18 protein-coding genes and 1 tRNA gene are annotated in these 18,802 nt (G+C 59.7%); 9 read left to right on the plus strand and 10 right to left on the minus strand.

What is annotated here, in order from left to right; all coding sequences use genetic code 11:
• Positions 1–259 precede the first annotated feature (259 nt).
• On the plus strand, positions 260–2,260 hold the full coding sequence (locus tag ATN84_RS15690) for a L,D-transpeptidase scaffold domain-containing protein (RefSeq protein ID WP_068882556.1): 2,001 nt from the start codon (positions 260–262) through the stop codon (positions 2,258–2,260).
• Between the two features lie 30 nt (positions 2,261–2,290).
• Here ATN84_RS15690 and ATN84_RS15695 read toward each other — a convergent pair whose 3' ends face one another.
• The 5 genes from ATN84_RS15695 to ATN84_RS15715 form a co-directional block, all read right to left on the minus strand.
• Positions 2,291–3,019: a proteasome-type protease gene (locus ATN84_RS15695; RefSeq protein WP_068882557.1), complete on the minus strand. Its 729-nt coding sequence runs from the start codon at positions 3,017–3,019 to the stop codon at positions 2,291–2,293.
• A gap of 105 nt (positions 3,020–3,124) precedes the next feature.
• Positions 3,125–3,922: a transglutaminase family protein gene (locus ATN84_RS15700; RefSeq protein ID WP_068882705.1), complete on the minus strand. Its 798-nt coding sequence runs from the start codon at positions 3,920–3,922 to the stop codon at positions 3,125–3,127.
• Between the two features lie 59 nt (positions 3,923–3,981).
• Positions 3,982–4,923 carry an alpha-E domain-containing protein gene (locus tag ATN84_RS15705; RefSeq protein ID WP_068882558.1) on the minus strand — a complete coding sequence of 314 codons (942 nt, stop codon included), beginning with the start codon at positions 4,921–4,923 and terminating at the stop codon, positions 3,982–3,984.
• Between the two features lie 60 nt (positions 4,924–4,983).
• Positions 4,984–5,325 carry a four helix bundle protein gene (locus tag ATN84_RS15710; RefSeq protein WP_244491110.1) on the minus strand — a complete coding sequence of 114 codons (342 nt, stop codon included), beginning with the start codon at positions 5,323–5,325 and terminating at the stop codon, positions 4,984–4,986.
• A gap of 81 nt (positions 5,326–5,406) precedes the next feature.
• A complete protein-coding gene (locus ATN84_RS15715) occupies positions 5,407–6,819 on the minus strand; it encodes a circularly permuted type 2 ATP-grasp protein (protein WP_068882559.1) in 1,413 nt (470 codons plus the stop codon).
• A 302-nt stretch (positions 6,820–7,121) separates the two neighbouring features.
• Between ATN84_RS15715 and ATN84_RS15720 the strand changes: the two genes are divergently transcribed.
• Entirely contained in the window at positions 7,122–7,400 is a 279-nt protein-coding gene (locus tag ATN84_RS15720) for a hypothetical protein (protein ID WP_068882560.1), read from the plus strand.
• Here the strand turns inward: ATN84_RS15720 and ATN84_RS27510 are convergent, their stop codons facing one another.
• Positions 7,401–7,544, minus strand: coding sequence for a hypothetical protein (locus tag ATN84_RS27510; RefSeq protein ID WP_201026384.1), 144 nt, complete (start codon positions 7,542–7,544; stop codon positions 7,401–7,403).
• A gap of 162 nt (positions 7,545–7,706) precedes the next feature.
• Between ATN84_RS27510 and ATN84_RS15725 the strand changes: the two genes are divergently transcribed.
• Positions 7,707–7,781: transfer RNA gene (locus ATN84_RS15725), tRNA-Val, on the plus strand.
• Positions 7,782–7,786: 5 nt separating this feature from the next.
• Here the strand turns inward: ATN84_RS15725 and ATN84_RS15730 are convergent.
• Together ATN84_RS15730 and ATN84_RS15735 are read right to left on the minus strand one after the other, a co-directional pair.
• Positions 7,787–8,245 (minus strand): VirK family protein, encoded by a 459-nt coding sequence (locus tag ATN84_RS15730; protein WP_161939580.1) that lies wholly within the window; start codon positions 8,243–8,245, stop codon positions 7,787–7,789.
• Positions 8,246–8,355: 110 nt separating this feature from the next.
• Complete coding sequence (locus ATN84_RS15735) at positions 8,356–10,146, minus strand: chloride channel protein (protein ID WP_068882707.1); 1,791 nt, start codon at positions 10,144–10,146, stop codon at positions 8,356–8,358.
• Positions 10,147–10,377: 231 nt separating this feature from the next.
• Here ATN84_RS15735 and ATN84_RS15740 point away from each other — a divergent pair, with 231 nt between their 5' ends.
• The 5 genes from ATN84_RS15740 (at position 10,378) to ATN84_RS15760 (ending at position 16,603) form a co-directional block, all read left to right on the plus strand.
• A complete protein-coding gene (locus ATN84_RS15740) occupies positions 10,378–11,025 on the plus strand; it encodes an ATP-dependent Clp protease proteolytic subunit (RefSeq protein ID WP_068882562.1) in 648 nt (215 codons plus the stop codon).
• Positions 11,026–11,379: 354 nt separating this feature from the next.
• Positions 11,380–12,654 (plus strand): ATP-dependent Clp protease ATP-binding subunit ClpX, encoded by a 1,275-nt coding sequence (clpX, locus tag ATN84_RS15745; protein WP_068882563.1) that lies wholly within the window; start codon positions 11,380–11,382, stop codon positions 12,652–12,654.
• 421 nt (positions 12,655–13,075) lie between these two features.
• On the plus strand, positions 13,076–15,505 hold the full coding sequence (gene lon / locus ATN84_RS15750) for an endopeptidase La (RefSeq protein ID WP_068882708.1): 2,430 nt from the start codon (positions 13,076–13,078) through the stop codon (positions 15,503–15,505).
• Between the two features lie 181 nt (positions 15,506–15,686).
• On the plus strand, positions 15,687–15,962 hold the full coding sequence (locus ATN84_RS15755; protein ID WP_068882564.1) for an HU family DNA-binding protein: 276 nt from the start codon (positions 15,687–15,689) through the stop codon (positions 15,960–15,962).
• A gap of 134 nt (positions 15,963–16,096) precedes the next feature.
• Positions 16,097–16,603 carry a DUF2165 family protein gene (locus tag ATN84_RS15760; RefSeq protein WP_068882565.1) on the plus strand — a complete coding sequence of 169 codons (507 nt, stop codon included), beginning with the start codon at positions 16,097–16,099 and terminating at the stop codon, positions 16,601–16,603.
• A 12-nt stretch (positions 16,604–16,615) separates the two neighbouring features.
• Here ATN84_RS15760 and ATN84_RS15765 read toward each other — a convergent pair whose 3' ends face one another.
• Together ATN84_RS15765 and ATN84_RS15770 are read right to left on the minus strand one after the other, a co-directional pair.
• Positions 16,616–16,876 (minus strand): hypothetical protein, encoded by a 261-nt coding sequence (locus tag ATN84_RS15765; RefSeq protein WP_425287408.1) that lies wholly within the window; start codon positions 16,874–16,876, stop codon positions 16,616–16,618.
• Between the two features lie 309 nt (positions 16,877–17,185).
• The gene (locus ATN84_RS15770; RefSeq protein ID WP_425287409.1) at positions 17,186–17,869 is read right to left on the minus strand and encodes an HAD family hydrolase; all 684 of its coding nucleotides are present in this window, start codon (positions 17,867–17,869) and stop codon (positions 17,186–17,188) included.
• Positions 17,870–18,052: 183 nt separating this feature from the next.
• Between ATN84_RS15770 and rpiA the strand changes: the two genes are divergently transcribed.
• The gene (gene rpiA, locus ATN84_RS15775; RefSeq protein ID WP_068882566.1) at positions 18,053–18,748 is read left to right on the plus strand and encodes a ribose-5-phosphate isomerase RpiA; all 696 of its coding nucleotides are present in this window, start codon (positions 18,053–18,055) and stop codon (positions 18,746–18,748) included.
• The last annotated feature ends 54 nt before the right edge of the window (positions 18,749–18,802 follow it).

Here is an 18,802-nt window from a genome sequence, read left to right on the forward strand (position 1 = left end):
CCCTGCGGGCGGCTCCTTGCAGGGGCTTTTATCCGCGCCAACCGGTGAAATCCACTGCGGCAGATCGCGCCGCGCTCATTCCAGAGGAGATGCAGAAAGGTCACGCCTCAAGCGAATGTGAAGGGGAGCGGGCGCCGGCCGGCAAAGAAAGCTTTCCCGTTAAAAGAATCTATACGACCCTTTCGCAAAGGTGGGGTTTCCGACGGAATCACGTTCAGCGATCGCCGTCAGTCACGACAAAACTCAACGGGCGGACATCATGCATTTTCCTTCCAGAAACAAAGCTCTGGCTGCAGCGGCTACCGGCGTCGTGCTTGCCGTTTCGACGGCGTTGACGACAACCGACGCGCTCGCCGCCAGTACGCTTCTGGAACTCTTCCGACAGAGAAACCAGGTCCAAAGCCAGCCACCCGCCGAACCCGCCCAGCCATCAAGGCCGGCAGCCGCGGTTCGGACGCCGCGCGCCGCTCCTCCGGTGCAGCCGCGGGCCAGCGCCAGTCAGCCGGCAGCCCCCATCAAACGGATCACCGTGAAGGGGCCGCAGGTCTATGACTATAAGCCCGAAGCGCTGGTCCGGATCGATTTCACCAAGTTCGACATGCAGATGACGGCGGCCACCGAGGATGCAGACCGGTCGGACATCGATGCGATCACATCCGGCATGCCGCCCCTGCCGACGAAGGTGGAGCCTTCGGGCGGGGAGAGCGTTTTCGCCGAGGCAATCGAGCATCTGAAAACGACCGATGTGCGCGCCGAAAAGAAAATCGCCGATGCGGTCGTCGATTTCTATTCCACACATCAGAAGTTCCTCTGGTCGAAGGACCTGGAGGTCGAACCGAAGGCAAAGGATGTGGCCGCGTTCTTCGCCAGGGCGGGCGAAGAAGGCCTTGATCCGGAAGAATACGCCGTCATCATCCCGGCGGATGGTTTCGATGAGGCGGACAAGCAGGCGCGCCTGCAGAAGCTGGCCGAATTCGAGGTCGCGCTTACGGCGCGGGCCTTGCGCTATGCCGTCGACGCGGGCGAGGGGCGTATCATCGCCGACCGGCTGAGCGAGATGCATGATCTGCCGAGAAACCGGGTGAACATCCGTGATGTGCTGGAGAAACTGGTCGTGGCGGACGATCCGGCCGCCTATCTCGCCTCGTTCCAGCCGCAGAACAAATGGTACGCGGACCTGAAGAAGAGCCTCGCCGATCTGGAAGATAGGGAAAACGAGGTGCAGGTGCGCATTGCGCCCGGCACGCTGATCCGCCCCGGAGACGACAATCCGGAGATCGCCAATGTGGTGGCGCTGATCCTGAAGAAGGCGCCCGCCGATTATCTGGCAAAGCATGAGGCGGTTCTAGCCGAGCATGAGGGAGCCACCGTCTATGACGCGGCGCTGGTGGCGGCGATCAAGGATTACCAGAAGCAGGCGGGCAAGGCGCCTGACGGGGTGATCGGCCGCAACACGATCGCGACGCTGCAGGGCGAATCCGTGGCGGTGAAGCGCGACCGCATCCTTTATGCGATGGAGCGTTTGCGCTGGCTGCCGCACGATTTCGGCAAACGCTATGTCTTCGTCAACCAGCCTGCCTACCGGGCGCAATATTTCGCGGACGGGCAGGAGAAGCTGGCGATGAACGTCGTGGTCGGCTCACCGCAGCATCAGACCTATTTCTTCTACAACAAGATCCAGACGGTGGTGTTCAACCCATCCTGGGGCGTGCCGCGCTCCATAGTCCTGAATGAGATGATGCCGCGCATCCTGCGCGATCCCGGCTATCTCGAACGCAACGGCTACGAGGTCTATAGCGGGGGCAAGCGGGTGCCTGCGAGCTCGGTCAACTGGTCGCGGGTAGCAGCGGGCGGCGGCGGTGTCGGCATCCGCCAGACCCCGAGCCTCGACAATGCGCTGGGCGAATTGAAGATCCTCTTCCCCAACAGCCATGACATCTACATGCACGATACGCCGGCCAAATCCTATTTCAAGCGGGACATGCGGGCGCTGAGCCATGGCTGCATCCGCCTGGAACGCCCGCGCGACATGGCCGCCGCCGTGCTCGACGTGCCGGTGGAGAGCCTCAATAAATATTTCGGCAAGAACGAGCGCGGCGTGAAAGTGCCGGAGCAGATCCCCGTCTATATCGCCTATTTCACCGCCTGGCCGGACGCCTCGACCGGCAAGATTCGCTACTATGACGATGTTTATGAGCGTGATGCCCATCTCGCCAAGGCGATGGAGAAGACGCGTCAGTCACGACTGGCGAATAGCTAAGTGAGATAGTGAGTAGAAATTTCTATCTCACTACTCACTGAACGACGGCAGGCTTTGGAAGGCGAGTTTGAGCGCTTCCGACCAGCCGTCGGAAATAGCCGTGTAATAGGGGTCGGTGCGCTCGACGCGCTTGTGGATGCCCAGTTTCAGCGAATCTGCCTCATAGAGCTGCATATCGAGCGGCAGACCGACTGAAAGGTTGGATTTCAGCGTCGAATCAAAGGACACGAAGAGAAGCTTCACGGCGTCCTCGAAGGTCATCGCCGGGTTATAGGCGCGCACGAGGATCGGCTTGCCGTATTTGTGTTCGCCGATCTGGAAGAAGGGGGTATCGGCCGAAGATTCGATGAAATTGCCTTCGGGGTAGATATAGAAGAGGCGGGGCTCGCCGCCCTTGATCTGCCCGCCCAGGATGAAGGAGGCGGAGAAGGAATCGGCATTCTGGCCGCTCGGTGCGGCCTCACGGATGACTTCCTTGACGGTTTCGCCGATCAGCCTTGCCGTCTGGAACATCGACGGTGTTCCGAAAACCGAAGGGTGACGCTCATCCGGCGCTTTCGAACGTTCCTCGATGAGGCTCACGACGCCCTGTGTGGTGGCGAGATTGCCAGCCGACAACAACACGATCACGCGGTCGCCGGTCTTCGACCATGTGTGCATCTTGGTGAAGGTCGAGATGTTGTCGAGACCGGCATTGGTCCTTGTATCGGACATGAAGACCAGGCCGCGATCCATCTTTAAACCGACGCAATACGTCATTTCGCAGTTCCAAATCCTTTTCGACAAGCCGCGCTTGCGCAAAACACGAGGCGTTGCAGCGGTTCGCCGATTCCATCGGAACCGGGACAGCCCAAGCCGCCGATATTACTGCTCTACATTGATTTCGACCGCAAGCCTCTCGGCGGCATTGCCGAAGCGCACGCCGGAAATCGGCGCCGCGTCACGATAGTCGAGGCCGCTGGCGATGCGGACATAGCGCTCGCCTGGGCAGACGCAGTTGGCGGCATCGAAACCCACCCAGCCCAAACCCGGCACATACGCTTCCGCCCAGGCGTGGCTTGCCGTCTGCTCCGTGACGCCGTCCATCATCAGATAGCCCGAGACATAGCGCGCCGGAATATCGAGAAGGCGGGCGGCGGAAATGAAGATATGGGCGTGATCCTGGCAAACGCCCTCGCCGTTCTTCAGCGCGCTTTCGGCATCGGTTCCCACATGGGTCGCGCCGGGGACATAGGCCACCTGCCGGTGGATGGCGCCCATCAGCGTATGCAGGAGGGACAGCCTGTCGTCCTCGGCGGGAATATCGGTCACCATGGCCCGCAGGGCTTCGCCCGGCTCGGTGAGGGGGGTGGGGCGCAAGAACAGCCAGAGCGGCGCGAAACCGCCTGTCTCGCCCAGAACGCCGGCCCGGTCCTCGGTCTCGACCTGTCCGGCCGCGATAATGACGATGTCATGGGCGCTGCGGGCGTGGCGAACAAGATCGACCTTGTTGCCGAAGCCGTCGGTATAGGAAACCTCGGGATCGGCGCCGTCCACGCTCACCTGCCAGTCGAGCACCTTCTGGCCGTTCACCGTCTGCGGCCGCAGCCGCAGCCGTTGCACGGCGTAGGGCACGGGGAAATCATAGTGATAGCGCGAGATGTGGCGGATCGTCAGCAGCATGAAAGGCTCGTTATTTTGTCGCATTTATGCGACGCCGGACTTCATCCGGCTGCAAAATGCTAATCGAAATTATAGGCTTCGGCGATTTCCGTGCCGAGACGATTGTTCTTGACGATGAAATCGGACAGGAATTCGTGCAGACCCGTCTCGAAAATCCCGCTGATGTTCTTGTCTTTCAACGTTTCGTGGGTCATCTCCGCCGTTTCCTGGGCTGCGTGGCGCGCGCCGTAATCGGCGGCGAGATAGCCGAGATTATCGACGATATTGCGGTAGCAAAAATGCAGCGAGCGCGGCATGCGCCCGTTGAGAATGAGATAATCGGCGATGTGGGCCGGCTTGTAATCGCCGTCATAGACCCAGCGATAGGAGCGATGGGCGGAAACCGAGCGCAGGATCGATTCCCATTGATAATTGTCGAGTGTCGTCCCGACATAGGAGATGGCGGGCAGAAGCACGTAATATTTGACGTCGAGGATGCGGGCGGTGTTGTCGGCACGCTCGATGAAGGTGCCGATGCGGGCAAAATCGAAGATCTCATTCCTCAGCATCGTGCCGTGGAACGCACCGCGGATCAGCGCCGTCTCGCGCTTGATCTGGTCGAGAACCGGCGGCAGGTCGCTTTCCGGCACGGGGCGGCAGAGCGATTTCTTCAGCACCATCCAGGCTTCGTTGACGCTCTCCCAGGCTTCGCGGGTGAGCGCCGTGCGCACCATACGCGCATTGGAGCGCGCCGCCTCGATGCATGACATGACGCTGGAGGGGTTGTCCGTGTCACGCAGGAGGAAATCGGAGACGGTGGCGGCGGTATAGGTCCGGTGCTTGGCCGCGAAGCCGGTTGCGGCACCGGCGCTGACGACGACGGAGGACCATTCCTCCGGGGCGTCAGAGGTCTTGGTCAGCGCCATTCGTAGTCCCGCATCGACGATGCGGGCCATGTTTTCGGCCCGCTCGATATAGCGGTGCATCCAGTAGAGGCCGTTTGCGGTGCGTCCGAGGAGCATCAGAAGGCCTCAGGGGAGTAGGGAGTAGGGAATAGGGAGTAGGGGAGAAAAACAATCATATCAGGCCCTTTGTTGCAGGCTACGGATCAATGCGCGCAGCATCCTTCCAAGGTCATCTGCTTGGACAAGCAATCGTGTGACGACGGTATCAACCATCAAGCCCACTCTTCCGCAGAGGATCAGATGCGTTTCGACTTCTTTCAGTGACCCCTGGGCTATTCGAAGGAATTGAAGGTATGAGCCTCTATGTTCTCGTCCGTAGCCCTCTGCGATATTGGCGGCGATAGACGGTGAAGACCTTCGCAGTTGCGAGGTCATCCCATACGTCTCACTGGTCGGAAAGGTCTTTGTCGCGGAGTAGCAATCTACGGCAAGCTCGATGGCCGCCTTCCAAACGTGCAAATCCTTATACGAGTTTACTGTCGACCGGACAGCTTCTTTCTCAATCCCCCTACTCACTATTCCCTACTCCCTATTCCCCTCTTAATCATCCAACACCCACGTATCCTTCGTCCCCCCGCCCTGACTGGAATTCACCACCAGCGAGCCTTCTTTGAGGGCGACGCGGGTCAGCCCGCCGGGCGTGATGCGGATGCGGTCGGAGACGAGGACGAAGGGGCGGAGATCGACATGGCGTGGCGCGAGCCCCTTTTCGGTGAGGATGGGTGTGGTCGAGAGCGCCAGCGTTGGCTGGGCGATGTAGTTGTTCGGCCGGCTTTTGAGCTTTTCAGAGAAGGCCTCGCGCTCCTTCTTGGACGCGGCGGGGCCGACGAGCATGCCATAGCCGCCCGAGCCGTGAACCTCCTTCACCACGAGTTCCTCCAGGTGCTCGAGAACATAGGCGAGGCTGTCCTTCTCCGAGCAACGCCAGGTGGGCACGTTTTCGAGGATCGCCTTGCGGCCGGTATAGAATTCGACGATCTCCGGCATATAGGAATAGATCGCCTTGTCGTCGGCAATGCCGGTGCCGGGCGCATTGGCGATGGTGATATTGCCGGCGCGGTAGACATCCATGATGCCGGCGACGCCGAGGGTGGAGTCCGGGCGGAAGGTGAGGGGATCGAGATAGGCGTCGTCGACCCGGCGGTAGAGCACGTCGATCGGACGGAAGCCTTCCGTCGTGCGCATGGCGACCCTGCCGTCGACGACGCGCAGATCGCTTCCCTCGACCAGTTCCACGCCCATCTGGTCGGCAAGAAAGGCGTGTTCGAAATAGGCGGAATTGTAGATGCCGGGGGTCAGCACCGCTATCGTCGGCGCGCCCCGGGCAGCAGCCGGCGCGACGGCGGAAAGGGACTGGCGCAGCAATTGCGGATAGGTCTCGACCGGGCAGACCTTCACATGCTGGAACAGCTCGGGGAAGAGCTGCATCATGGTTTCCCGGTTCTCCAGCATATAGGAGACACCCGATGGCGTGCGGGCGTTGTCCTCCAGCACGTAGAACTGGTTTTCCGCCGTGCGCACGATGTCGACGCCGATGATATGGGTATAGACATTGCCGGGCGGGCGGAAACCGATCATCTCCGGTACGAAGGCCTCGTTATGGGCGATCAGCTCTTTCGGGATACGCCCGGCGCGCACGATCTCCTGGCGGTGATAAATGTCGTCGAGAAAGGCGTTGAGCGCCATGACGCGCTGTTCGATGCCCTGCGACAGGCGCCGCCACTCCCGGCCGGAGATGATGCGCGGGATGATGTCGAACGGGATCAGGCGTTCGGCGGCCTGATCATCGCCATAGACGGCGAAGGTGATGCCGGTCTTGCGGAAGACATGTTCGGCATCGACCGTCTTCTGCGTCAGTTTGTCAGGATTTTGCGTTTCGAGCCATTTTTTCAGAATTTTGTAGGGCGGCCGGACGCCGTCACCTTCAGCAAGCATTTCATCGAATGGCTTCACTCATGTCCCCTTTTTTTATTTTGTTGATGTCATTCAAGCGCGTTCGGCGGAAAAAGCAAGCGCGATCGACCATTTAGAGCGATCTGGGTGATAATCGCCTAAAATTGAAGCATTTTGGCGCGGCGAGGTGAATATTCCGGCAGGGCGATGGCCAAATTTGCGCCATCAAAATGTGCCTTGTTATCGACAGTCGCCCATCGCATCACCGGCCGCGCACTTCACTCTCATATCCGCGCTTCACGACCGGTGATCGCATTGCCCATAGGGCCATCGATGAAGCCTAATTTTCCGGGAGGGAAGACATGCATGTCGACCAAGAACTAGCTCCAGCGGCAGTTCCGGGGAATCCATCGTGGAACCCGCCGTCATACGATCTGACGATTGCAATCCGCACCTATCTGTTTTTCGGAATTCCCACGAGACGACAGCCGGTTTCGCTTGTCCGGGCCATGGGGTATATCCGCCGAAAATTCCCGGAATGCGCGCTTTGCGATGACGAGCTGGAAATCCTGATCGCAAGGCATGCGATCGCCGCCGGTTACATGGTTCACTTCGACGGCAAGCCTACCCGCACTGTCTGATCAGGACGGCGCGATCATCTGACCGTAGATTTCGAGAATTCCCCATATAATGAATGCCAGCAACAGGGAAACGACCAGAACGGCGAGGATGGAGGTGCCCCATCTTCCCTGCTTCGCCTTCTCGCTTTTGACTGTTTTCGTCATGCGGACCTCTCTTTTCGAGAAAGAACGGGTCGCGACAGGAAGAGTTCCCGCGAAATCCCTGTGATGTTCCGCTCATCTTGAGAAATGTGCGACAGGCAGCGCTTGACTGACCATGCCGTCCCACGTATATCCGCCGCACCTTCCAGCCACTTGGCTTCGGACGGGCGCGTAGCTCAGCGGGAGAGCACTCCCTTCACACGGGAGGGGTCACAGGTTCAATCCCTGTCGCGCCCACCATTCAATCATTTAATCATGGGAATGACGCCCGTTTCCGGCTCAAAATGAAGGCCGGTGCCTAGCGGGCATTCAAAGACCCGTGGATCGGACAGCGGCTTATAGTTCTCCGGAGAGAGTCTGTGCGCCGTAATGATCGCTCTGTCGTCCGGCATGATCCGATACTGAATGAGTTCAAGAATGGGCAGACCATCAGCCATCACCGTAAGGTGCTGGTTGGCATAAGCGATTTTGGGATTTGGCGCCGGCGTGATCATGAAGTTACGAATGAGCAGGCCGCCAATTGGTTTGGCCGCGCCGGTCGTTTTCCCGGCCTGCTGCTTGCATTGGTTTAGATCGACGATGGACATCGTCGGATGCCCGGCGAGCAACCGGTCCCGCAACTGCTCGAACTGACTGGCTGCCGGTGCCTGCGTCATCCCGGAGGTAAGAAACAGGGCTGCGAGGAATGGCTTGAAATAATGCATGATGAAAATCCGGTGCATGTTTCAAAAGAAGAGCAGTATCCATCGAGCCCGCAGGGATTGCCATCCCGGAATCTCGCTTGCATCTTATGAGTAGCAGGATTGAGGGACGATCAGCGTTCCCCGGCTATATCCTTCCTCACCTTGTCCAGTTCCTCCGCATAGCGGCGCAGCAGATAGCCTTCCGTCAGGAGGCCGCATACCTTCCGGCTCTTGTAATCGTCGACGACGGCGAGTTCCTCGCTCCCCGTCTTGGCGAACATTTCCGCCGCCACTTTCACGTTCATCGTCGGCAGCAGCATGACGTCGCCATATTTGATCAGTTCCGCTACCGGGCGCTCGTCGTTTGACGGATCGGGCCGCAAGGCATGAACCTCGGCCACGATCAGCATGCCGACATACTCCCTGTCTCCTTCAATCGCGATGATCCGCTGGACGGAACCCAGTGGGACTTCCTCGCGGAACTGCGCCACCGTCATGTCGCAAGGTATGGTGCGGATATTTTCGCGCATCATGCGACCGACCGTGAGGTCGCGCATCCAGCTGATGTCGTGGGCGCTGCGGATGGTCTCGCCGCGCAGGTGGAAGCGCCAGGTCGAGAAGGAATAGCCGAACGTCTCCTTGACCAGGATCGCCGACATGATCGAGGCGGCGAGGACGACGCCGGTGATGGTGAGGTCGCCGGTAGATTCCAGCGCAAGAAACGTCATCGTCAGTGGCCCGCCCACGACACCCACGGCAAGCGACGTCATGCCGATCACCGCCGCGACGACGGGATCGATGCCGGTTTCAGGCGAGACAATCATCATGATCTCGGCGAAAATCTTCCCGGCGAGCGCGCCCAGAAACAGCGAAGCGAAGAACAGGCCGCCGCGAAATCCCGATCCGATCGAAACCGCGGAGGCCAGAAGCTTCAGGAGGAAGAGTTCGACGATGACGTAGAGCCCGTAATTCATCGCCAGTTCGCGGTGGAGCGCGCCGTGACCGCTGGAGAGCACCTGCGGCGTCATGAGCGCCAGCAATCCGACCAGGCAGCCGCCGATCGCCGGTCGCAAAGTGCTGCTGATCGCCAGCTTGGCAAAGAGCCGTTCGACCAGCGTCACCAGCTGCATGATGGCGATCGAAAGGCCTCCGGCGACCAGGCCCAGCAAGAGGAAGGGCAGATATTGTCCCACCAGCATCGGAGGCAGCTCCCCCAGCTCGATCGGGAAGGAGGTCACGCCAAAATATCCCGCCACCAGGGTTGCGGAAACCGCGGCCGCCATCATCGGGGCGACATTGGCGATCGAATAGACCCCGATGATGAGTTCGAAGCCGTAGAATGCGCCGGTCAGCGGCGCGCCGAAGGCGGCGGCGATCGCGCCGCCCGCACCGCAGCCAACAAGCAGCCGGATGTCGCTGCGGCGCAAGCCGATAGTGCAGGCGATCTTCGAGGCGATGCCGGAACCGACCTGCGTATAGGCTGCCTCAAGCCCGACCGAGGCGCCGAAGCCGCTCGACAGGATCGTCTGGACGGCGACGACCAGCGTATCGGTCATCGACATGCGCCCGCCATAGAGTGCGTTGGCTTCGATCGGGTCGATGGGATGGCGCAGCTTCCTGCGCCTGACATAGAGTGTGGTAAGCCCGACCAGCGCTCCGCCAATGACGGGAACAAGCGCCATTTCGGGCCGGGACAAAGAAAACATCTCGGAGAGGCGAGCACCGGGCGGGATCGCATAGAGGAAGGCGTGCAACTGATTGACGATCCAGCCGATCAGGATGACAGAGACGCCGGCCAACACTCCGACGATGCAGGCCAGAAGCACGATGACGATGCCGCGCGCACTGAGAATGCGGAGCAGGGCGAGGAGGCGAAGGCGGAGCTTGCCCGGGTTGATGATCTTATCAGCTTCGAGGAGCACGACCGGTCCAATTGCCAAATCCGATGTTATGCCAATCTAACGCGGTCATCGATAACGACAACTTACCGAATGCGACATCGCGAGGGCCTCTCGACATCGTGCCTGTGGTGATTTCTCCATCTTGCGAAACGTGGCTGCGTCACCTTATGTATGGAACAACCACGAATCCGGCATGCGGGCACCGATGGCCCGCGATACCCGAAAATGCAATCTCCAGATTTAGAGGCCCCAATGAGAGATCCGATCGAAACCACCATGAACCTCGTGCCGATGGTCGTTGAGCAGACCAATCGTGGCGAGCGGGCCTATGACATCTTTTCGCGGCTCCTCAAGGAGCGCATCATCTTCATCACCGGGCCGATCGAAGACGGCATGGCGTCGCTGGTTTGCGCGCAGCTCCTCTTCCTCGAAGCGGAAAATCCCAAAAAAGAAATTAACATGTATATCAATTCGCCCGGCGGCGTGGTGACCTCCGGCATGTCGATCTACGATACGATGCAGTTCATCCGCCCGCCGGTCTCCACGCTCTGCATGGGGCAGGCGGCTTCCATGGGCTCGCTGCTTCTGACGGCAGGCGCCACCGGCATGCGTTACGCATTGCCCAATGCGCGCATCATGCTGCACCAGCCGTCGGGCGGTTTCCAGGGCCAGGCCTCGGATATCGAGCGTCACGCCCAGGACATCATCAAGCTGAAGCGCCGCTTGAATGAAATCTATGTGAAGCACACCGGCCGTGATTATGACACGATTGAGCGCACACTGGATCGCGACCACTTCATGACAGCACAGGAATCGAAGGATTTCGGCTTGATCGACGGTGTCATCGAATCGCGCGAGCTGATCGAAGGCGTGGTGAAAACCGAGGGCGGATCAAAGTAAGCCCGTTGCAGGTTAGCCCGCTTGAAGCCGATTTTGCGTCTCCGATGTACGATTCTGCATCGGAGTGCGACGTTGTGCCACAAAACAGCCAAGCTTCGGGCTTGTACGGAGCGCAGCAGCCGCTACGTTAAGTGATTATTGGCTTTCAGGGGCGTAACCTGCGAGAATGCACTGAATTCATTGCCGCGTTGCTGGTTTTGTGTTTGTTTCGTGACGATGGTTCTGAGAAGCTTGGGTTCTGAATAGGTTGCTCCGCAAATCCGTCGTTTTCGGTCGGGATGTCGGAAGGAGCAGCGGGGTTTGCGGCGGTATCGTTGATAAGAGCGGTGCGGCCGGTAGTGAAAGGAAACTGCAATGAGCAAAGTCAGCAACAATGGTGGCGATTCCAAGAATACGCTCTATTGCTCGTTTTGCGGGAAAAGCCAGCATGAGGTCCGCAAGCTGATTGCCGGCCCGACCGTCTTTATCTGTGACGAGTGTGTCGAGCTCTGCATGGACATCATCCGCGAGGAGAACAAATCCTCGATGGTGAAGTCGCGCGAGGGGGTGCCTACGCCGCTGGAGATCATGGCCGTTCTTGATGATTATGTCATCGGGCAGAGCCATGCGAAGCGGGTTCTCTCGGTCGCCGTGCATAATCATTACAAGCGGCTGGCGCACCAGTCGAAGAACAACGAAGTCGAGCTGGCAAAGTCGAATATTCTGCTCGTCGGCCCGACGGGCTGCGGCAAGACCTATCTTGCCCAGACGCTCGCCCGCATCATCGACGTGCCGTTCACCATGGCCGACGCGACGACGCTGACGGAAGCCGGCTATGTCGGCGAGGATGTCGAGAACATCATCCTCAAGCTGCTGCAGGCCGCCGATTATAATGTCGAGCGGGCGCAGCGCGGCATCGTCTATATCGACGAGGTCGACAAGATCAGCCGCAAGTCGGACAACCCGTCGATCACCCGCGACGTGTCGGGCGAGGGCGTCCAGCAGGCATTGCTGAAGATCATGGAAGGCACGGTCGCTTCCGTTCCGCCGCAGGGCGGGCGCAAGCATCCGCAGCAGGAGTTCCTGCAGGTGGATACGACCAATATCCTGTTCATCTGCGGCGGCGCTTTCGCCGGCCTCGACAAGATCATCTCGGCACGCGGCGAGAAGACCTCGATCGGCTTCGGCGCCAACGTCAAGGCTGTGGACGACCGCCGCGTCGGCGAGATCTTCCGCGAGCTGGAGCCGGAGGACCTGTTGAAATTCGGTCTCATCCCCGAATTCGTTGGTCGTCTGCCTGTTATCGCAACGCTGGAAGACCTGGATATCGATGCTCTCGTGCAGATCCTGTCGGAGCCGAAGAACGCGCTGGTCAAGCAGTATCAGCGTCTCTTCGAGATGGAGAATATCGAGCTGACCTTCCATGAGGACGCGTTGCGCGCCATCGCCAACAAGGCTGTGGAACGCAAGACCGGCGCTCGTGGCCTGCGTTCGATCATGGAAAAGATCCTCCTCGACACCATGTTCGACCTGCCGACGCTCGACGGCGTGCAGGAAGTGGTGATTTCGGGCGATGTGGTGGACGGCAACGCCCGCCCGCTCTATATCTACGCCGAGCGGCAGGAGGAAAAGGGCAACGCCTCCGCCTGAGGGCTTTCAAGTAAAAGAAATGTGAGAGGGGCTGCGGATCGCGGCCCTTTTTCATGAAGGGGGCGGAGTTCTTGAAAAAAGGGATCTGGAAAACTCCGGGAATCCTGCTTTTCCGCCCCAATTCAGAGGGCGAAGCATATATTGAATGCCGCAAGAAGCTGACAATCGGGGCGGGGACAGCACTTCGATTGCACTTGAGGCCACGGCGGCGCAGGATGGATCCGACGATTCTGTGTGAACGCTTGAATTGGAACGTCCGGGTCGCCAATTAGTGGATACTGATGCATGTTTGTGACTTGCCGATGACTGTTCGAGGGAGCGCAAGCGTGGCAATCGGCCAGAAGGCCTCCGGGCTTTAGCCGCATGATCTCATCCGAAAAGTCTGCAACTTTTCGGGATCATGCTCCAGAAAGGACTGATGATGACGGGTATAGAGAAGAAGACTTTGGCGGGTGGTAACGACGGGCTTTATGCAGTCCTGCCGCTGCGCGATATCGTGGTCTTCCCCCATATGATCGTCCCGCTTTTCGTGGGACGGGAAAAGTCGATCCGCGCACTCGAGGAAGTGATGGGCGTGGACAAGCAGATCCTGCTTGCAACGCAGAAGAACGCGGCCGATGACGATCCGGCGGCTGATGCCATCTACGACATCGGCACCATCGCCAATGTGCTACAGCTCCTGAAGCTCCCCGACGGTACGGTCAAGGTGCTGGTCGAGGGAACGGCGCGCGCGAAGATTACGAAATTCACCGACCGCGAGGATTATCACGAAGCCCATGCTTCCACGCTCGAAGAGCCGGAAGAGGACGCGGTCGAGATCGAGGCGCTGTCCCGCTCGGTGGTCGCCGATTTCGAAAACTACGTGAAGCTCAACAAGAAGATCTCTCCAGAGGTCGTGGGCGCCGCGAGCCAGATTGAGGATTATTCGAAGCTCGCCGATACGGTGGCCTCGCATCTGGCGATCAAGATTCCCGAGAAGCAGGAGATGCTCTCGATCCTTTCCGTGCGCGAACGGCTGGAAAAGGCGCTCTCCTTCATGGAAGCCGAGATTTCGGTGCTTCAGGTGGAGAAGCGCATCCGCAGCCGCGTCAAGCGCCAGATGGAGAAGACGCAGCGCGAGTATTACCTGAACGAGCAGATGAAGGCGATCCAGAAGGAGCTCGGCGACGGCGAGGACGGCCGCGACGAGGCAGCCGAACTGGAAGAGCGCATCAACAAGACCAAGCTCTCGAAGGAAGCGCGCGAGAAGGCCAATGCGGAGCTGAAGAAGCTGCGCAACATGAGCCCCATGTCGGCGGAAGCCACCGTCGTGCGCAACTATCTCGACTGGCTGCTCTCCATTCCGTGGGGCAAGAAGTCGAAGGTCAAGCAGGACCTGAACTATGCTCAGGAAGTGCTTGATGAGGAGCATTTCGGCCTCGACAAGGTCAAGGAGCGCATCGTCGAATATCTCGCCGTGCAGGCGCGCTCGGCCAAGATTAAGGGACCGATCCTCTGCCTCGTCGGACCTCCCGGCGTCGGCAAGACCTCGCTCGCCCGCTCGATCGCCAAGGCGACGGGCCGTGAGTATGTCCGTATGTCGCTGGGTGGCGTGCGTGACGAGGCCGAGATCCGCGGTCACCGTCGCACCTATATCGGCTCGATGCCCGGCAAGGTCATCCAGTCGATGAAGAAGGCGAAGAAGTCCAACCCTCTGTTCCTTCTCGACGAGATCGACAAGATGGGCCAGGATTTCCGCGGCGATCCGTCCTCCGCTTTGCTGGAGGTGCTCGATCCCGAGCAGAACTCGACGTTCATGGACCACTATCTGGAGGTCGAATACGACCTGTCGAGCGTGATGTTCGTGACGACGGCGAATACGCTGAACATCCCTGCGCCGCTGATGGACCGCATGGAGATCATCCGTATCGCCGGCTACACCGAGGATGAGAAGCTGGAGATCACCAAGCGGCATCTTCTGCCGAAAGCGATCCGCGATCATGCCCTGCAGCCGAAGGAGTTCTCGGTCAGCGAGGATGCGCTGCGCGCCGTCATCCGCCATTACACGCGGGAAGCGGGCGTGCGTAATCTTGAGCGGGAGCTGATGAAGCTGGCGCGCAAGGCGGTCACCGAGATTCTGAAGACCAAGAAGAAGACGGTGAAGATCACGGAAGCCAACCTTGCCGATTACCTGGGCGTGCAGAAGTTCCGCTACGGCCAGATCGAGGGCGAGGACCAGCTGGGTGTGGTCACCGGGCTTGCCTGGACGGAAGTGGGCGGCGAACTGCTGACCATCGAAGGCGTCATGATGCCCGGCAAGGGCCGCATGACGGTGACGGGCAACCTGCGCGACGTGATGAAGGAATCGATCTCGGCGGCGGCATCCTATGTCCGCTCGCGGGCGGTTGATTTCGGCATCGAGCCGCCGGTGTTCGACAAGCGCGACATCCACGTCCACGTGCCTGAAGGCGCGACGCCGAAGGACGGACCGTCTGCCGGCACCGCCATGGCGACGGCCATCGTTTCGGTTCTCACCGGCATTCCCGTCCGCAAGGATGTGGCGATGACCGGCGAGATCACGCTGCGGGGCAGGGTGCTGCCGATTGGCGGGCTGAAGGAGAAACTGCTTGCGGCGCTGCGCGGCGGCATCAAGAAAGTTCTGATCCCGGAAGAGAACGCCAAGGATCTGGCGGAAATCCCGGACAATGTGAAGAACGGTCTTGAAATCGTGCCGGTCAGCCGTGTCGGCGAGGTTCTCCAGCATGCGCTGGTGCGGATGCCGGAGCCCATCGAGTGGACCGAGCCGGAGACCTCCGGCACGCCTCTTCCGGGGGCTGGAGACGAGGACACGGCCTCCACGGTGGCGCATTGAGGCCTCGTTCCCTCATAGATTGACGATAATGCCGGGCATTTTGCCCGGCATTTCTGTGTTTAACCCCGGTTTTCCGGGGTTTTTTGACTTGCGTGACTTGGTTTGCCGACTGATTCGAATAAACTCCGCGCGTGCCGGTCGAGTCGCAAGTTCCGGCAATTGAGAGAAAGGAAATGCCCCTATGAACAAGAACGAATTGGTCGCCGCGGTTGCGGAAAAGGCTGGTCTGACGAAGACCGACGCCGCTTCGGCCGTCGATGCCGTCATTGAATCGGTTACCGCAACGCTGAAATCCGGCGGCGATGTCCGTATCCCGGGCTTCGGCGTTTTCTCAGTTTCGCACCGCGCTGCCACGACTGGCCGTAACCCTTCGACGGGTAAGGAAGTCGCGATTCCCGCCCGCAACGTGCCGAAATTCTCGGCCGGCAAGGGCCTCAAGGACGCGGTCAACGGCTGATCCCTTAAGGGGTCGAAAAAAGCCCGGCAGCGATGCCGGGCTTTTTTATTGCTTTTTTCCGGCGATGTTTCAGCCTCATTCGGTCATGGGAGACAGATTCGCCTCTGGCGGGGCCGAGATTTCAGGAGAGGAAAATGCAGATCACACGGCTGTCCAAGGTGGCGCTTGTCGCCGCCATCGCTTTTTTCGCATCGCTCGTTTCCTTTGGGAACATCACCGATTACGGAACGAATTACGAATTCGTCCAGCATGTCTTCGACATGGACACCATCTTTCCCAACTCGACGATCAAATACCGCGCCATCACCAGTCCGGCACTTCATACGGCCGGCTATATCCTGATCATCGCCGCCGAAACGCTGACGGCGATTTTGTGCTGGATCGGCACCTATGCGATGCTGACGAAGCTCGGCGCTCCCGCTGCTGCCTTCAACAACGCCAAGAAATGGGCAATTGCCGGACTGACGCTCGGCTTCCTCACCTGGCAGGTGGGCTTCATGTCGATCGGCGGAGAGTGGTTCGGCATGTGGATGTCGCATCAGTGGAACGGCATCGACAGCGCCTTCCGCTTCTTCATCACGATCATCGCGGTGCTGATCTATGTCAGCATGCCTGATGCGGAGGGCAGGGCAGAGGCGTGAAAACTAGACGGCTTATCGCCGCGACGGCGATTTGAACGTGCCGACATCGATGGTGATGCTGCCGGATATGGTGACGTCGGTGTTGCCGATCCGGAAGCTGTTCGGCTTCGACGGGTCAGTCATCTGATCGGGTTCGGGAGGCGGGGCGGTGACGATCGCCTTGGGCGGTTTCACGCCAGGCAAGGTCTTGTTCTCTTCGGCGAGTGAAGCACCGGCGCCGAGCGCGCCGGCTGCGACCATGAGGAAAAGCATTTGAACAAGTCGGTTCCGCATACCGCGAGCTTAGAATGGTTCACTTCAAGATGGAACCGTTGGTGCTGTATTTATATGAAATGTTTCGGGCAGGGTGCCGAAGCTGCGAAGCGGTTTTCCATTGGGACCGTTCCGGAATGGATCCTCGGGTCAGCCCGAGGATGACGGACTGGAGAGGATGAGGGACTGGAAAGGTTTGCGCTCGGTTCAACGTTGACGATTGGCGGAAACCATCCCTGCAATCGTCATCCTCGGGCTAGACCCGAGGATCCATTCCTGAACATCGCCACGCCACCAGCGGTCGGACATAGGTGCCAGCTGGTGATGGTCTTAAAGCGCTGCCGCCATGATCAGGCCCTTGGTCATATCGACTGTCAGTTCGTCGAAATGCGAGATGACCCGGCTCGGCTCAAAGGTATGGACCGGAAGATCGGTATAGCCGAAATCGACCGCTACGACCGGAATACCCGCCGCCTTGGCAGTATCGATATCGGTCCGGCTGTCGCCGATCATTACGGCGTGGCCCGGATCGCCGCCGGCGCGCAGGATGGTTTCGGTGAGATGGCGCGGGTCGGGCTTTCGGAAGCTAAAGGTGTCGCCGCCGCAGATCGCGGCAAAGCGGTCGGCATGGCCGAGCTCGGTCAAAAGCTTCACCGACAGCGTCTCGAATTTGTTGGTGCAGACAGCGAGCGTGTAGCCATCCGCCGCGAGCCGGTCCATCGCCTCGGCAGCGCCGATGAAGAGCTCAGAACGGCCGGGCATATGGGCACCGTAATGCTCCAGGAACAGCCCGACCAGCCAGTCGAGCTGTTCGGGCGACAGCTGCTTTTTCTGCGCTTCGAAGGCGCGTTCGATCATGACCCGCCCGCCATGGCCGACGAAACGGCGCAGCGCTGTCGGATCGACCTTCTCCATGCCCGACTGGCTCAGGCAATGATTGAGGCTGTCGAGAAGATCGGGCGCTGTATCGACCAGCGTTCCGTCGAGGTCGAACACGACAATGGGCTTCGTCATTGATGAAATCCGGATGAGGACGATTGTTCTGCAATAACACGTATCGGATCGCGTCGCTTCGCTCAAGTTCTGGACACGAAGCGGGTCAATAAGCCGCAAAACAGGCTTTGTGCATTTGCATTCGCATGTTAGATGCAGCTGCAAATCAGCCGTGGGACGGCAAACCGGGATTGGGGAGAGCGCATGGATGCACGCAAGCTGAAGATCGAGGCGGCAGCCGAAGCACTGACCCATGTGCGCGATGGCATGCGGCTCGGGATCGGCTCCGGCTCGACGGCGGAAGAATTCGTGCGCCTTCTGGCCGAGAAGGTCGCCACCGGACTGACCATCATCGGCGTGCCGACATCCGAACGCACCGCCAGGCTTTGCGTGGAATTGGGCGTTCCGCTGACCACGCTCGACGAGGTGCCGGAACTCGACCTCGCCATCGACGGGACCGACGAAGTGGACGGCGCGCTGTCGCTGATCAAAGGCGGGGGCGGGGCGCTGCTGCGCGAAAAGATCGTGGCCGCTGCATCGCAAAAGATGATCGTGATCGCCGACGAGACGAAAGTCGTCGAGACGCTGGGCAGGTTCCCGCTGCCCATCGAGGTCAACCGTTTCGGCCTCGGGGCGACTAAGGTCGCCATCGCCAAGGCGTGCGCAGATCTCGGCCTTGCCGGACCGGTGATCCTGAGGCAAAAGAATGGGGAACCATTCGTCACGGATGGCGGACATTACATCCTCGATGCATCTTTTGGCCGCATTCCCGATACAAGAGCTTTATCCAGCGCTCTGCACGCCATTCCGGGCGTCGTGGAACATGGACTTTTCCTGGGGCTGGCCAGCGCCGCGATCATCGCCGGCCCTGGCGGTATCCGGACCATGACGATAGCTTAAATCGCATGATCTCGTCCAAAAAGCCTTCGACTTTTGGGGATCATGCTTGGAGAG

This window comes from Paramesorhizobium deserti (assembly GCF_001558695.1).
Lineage (GTDB): Bacteria > Pseudomonadota > Alphaproteobacteria > Rhizobiales > Rhizobiaceae > Paramesorhizobium > Paramesorhizobium deserti.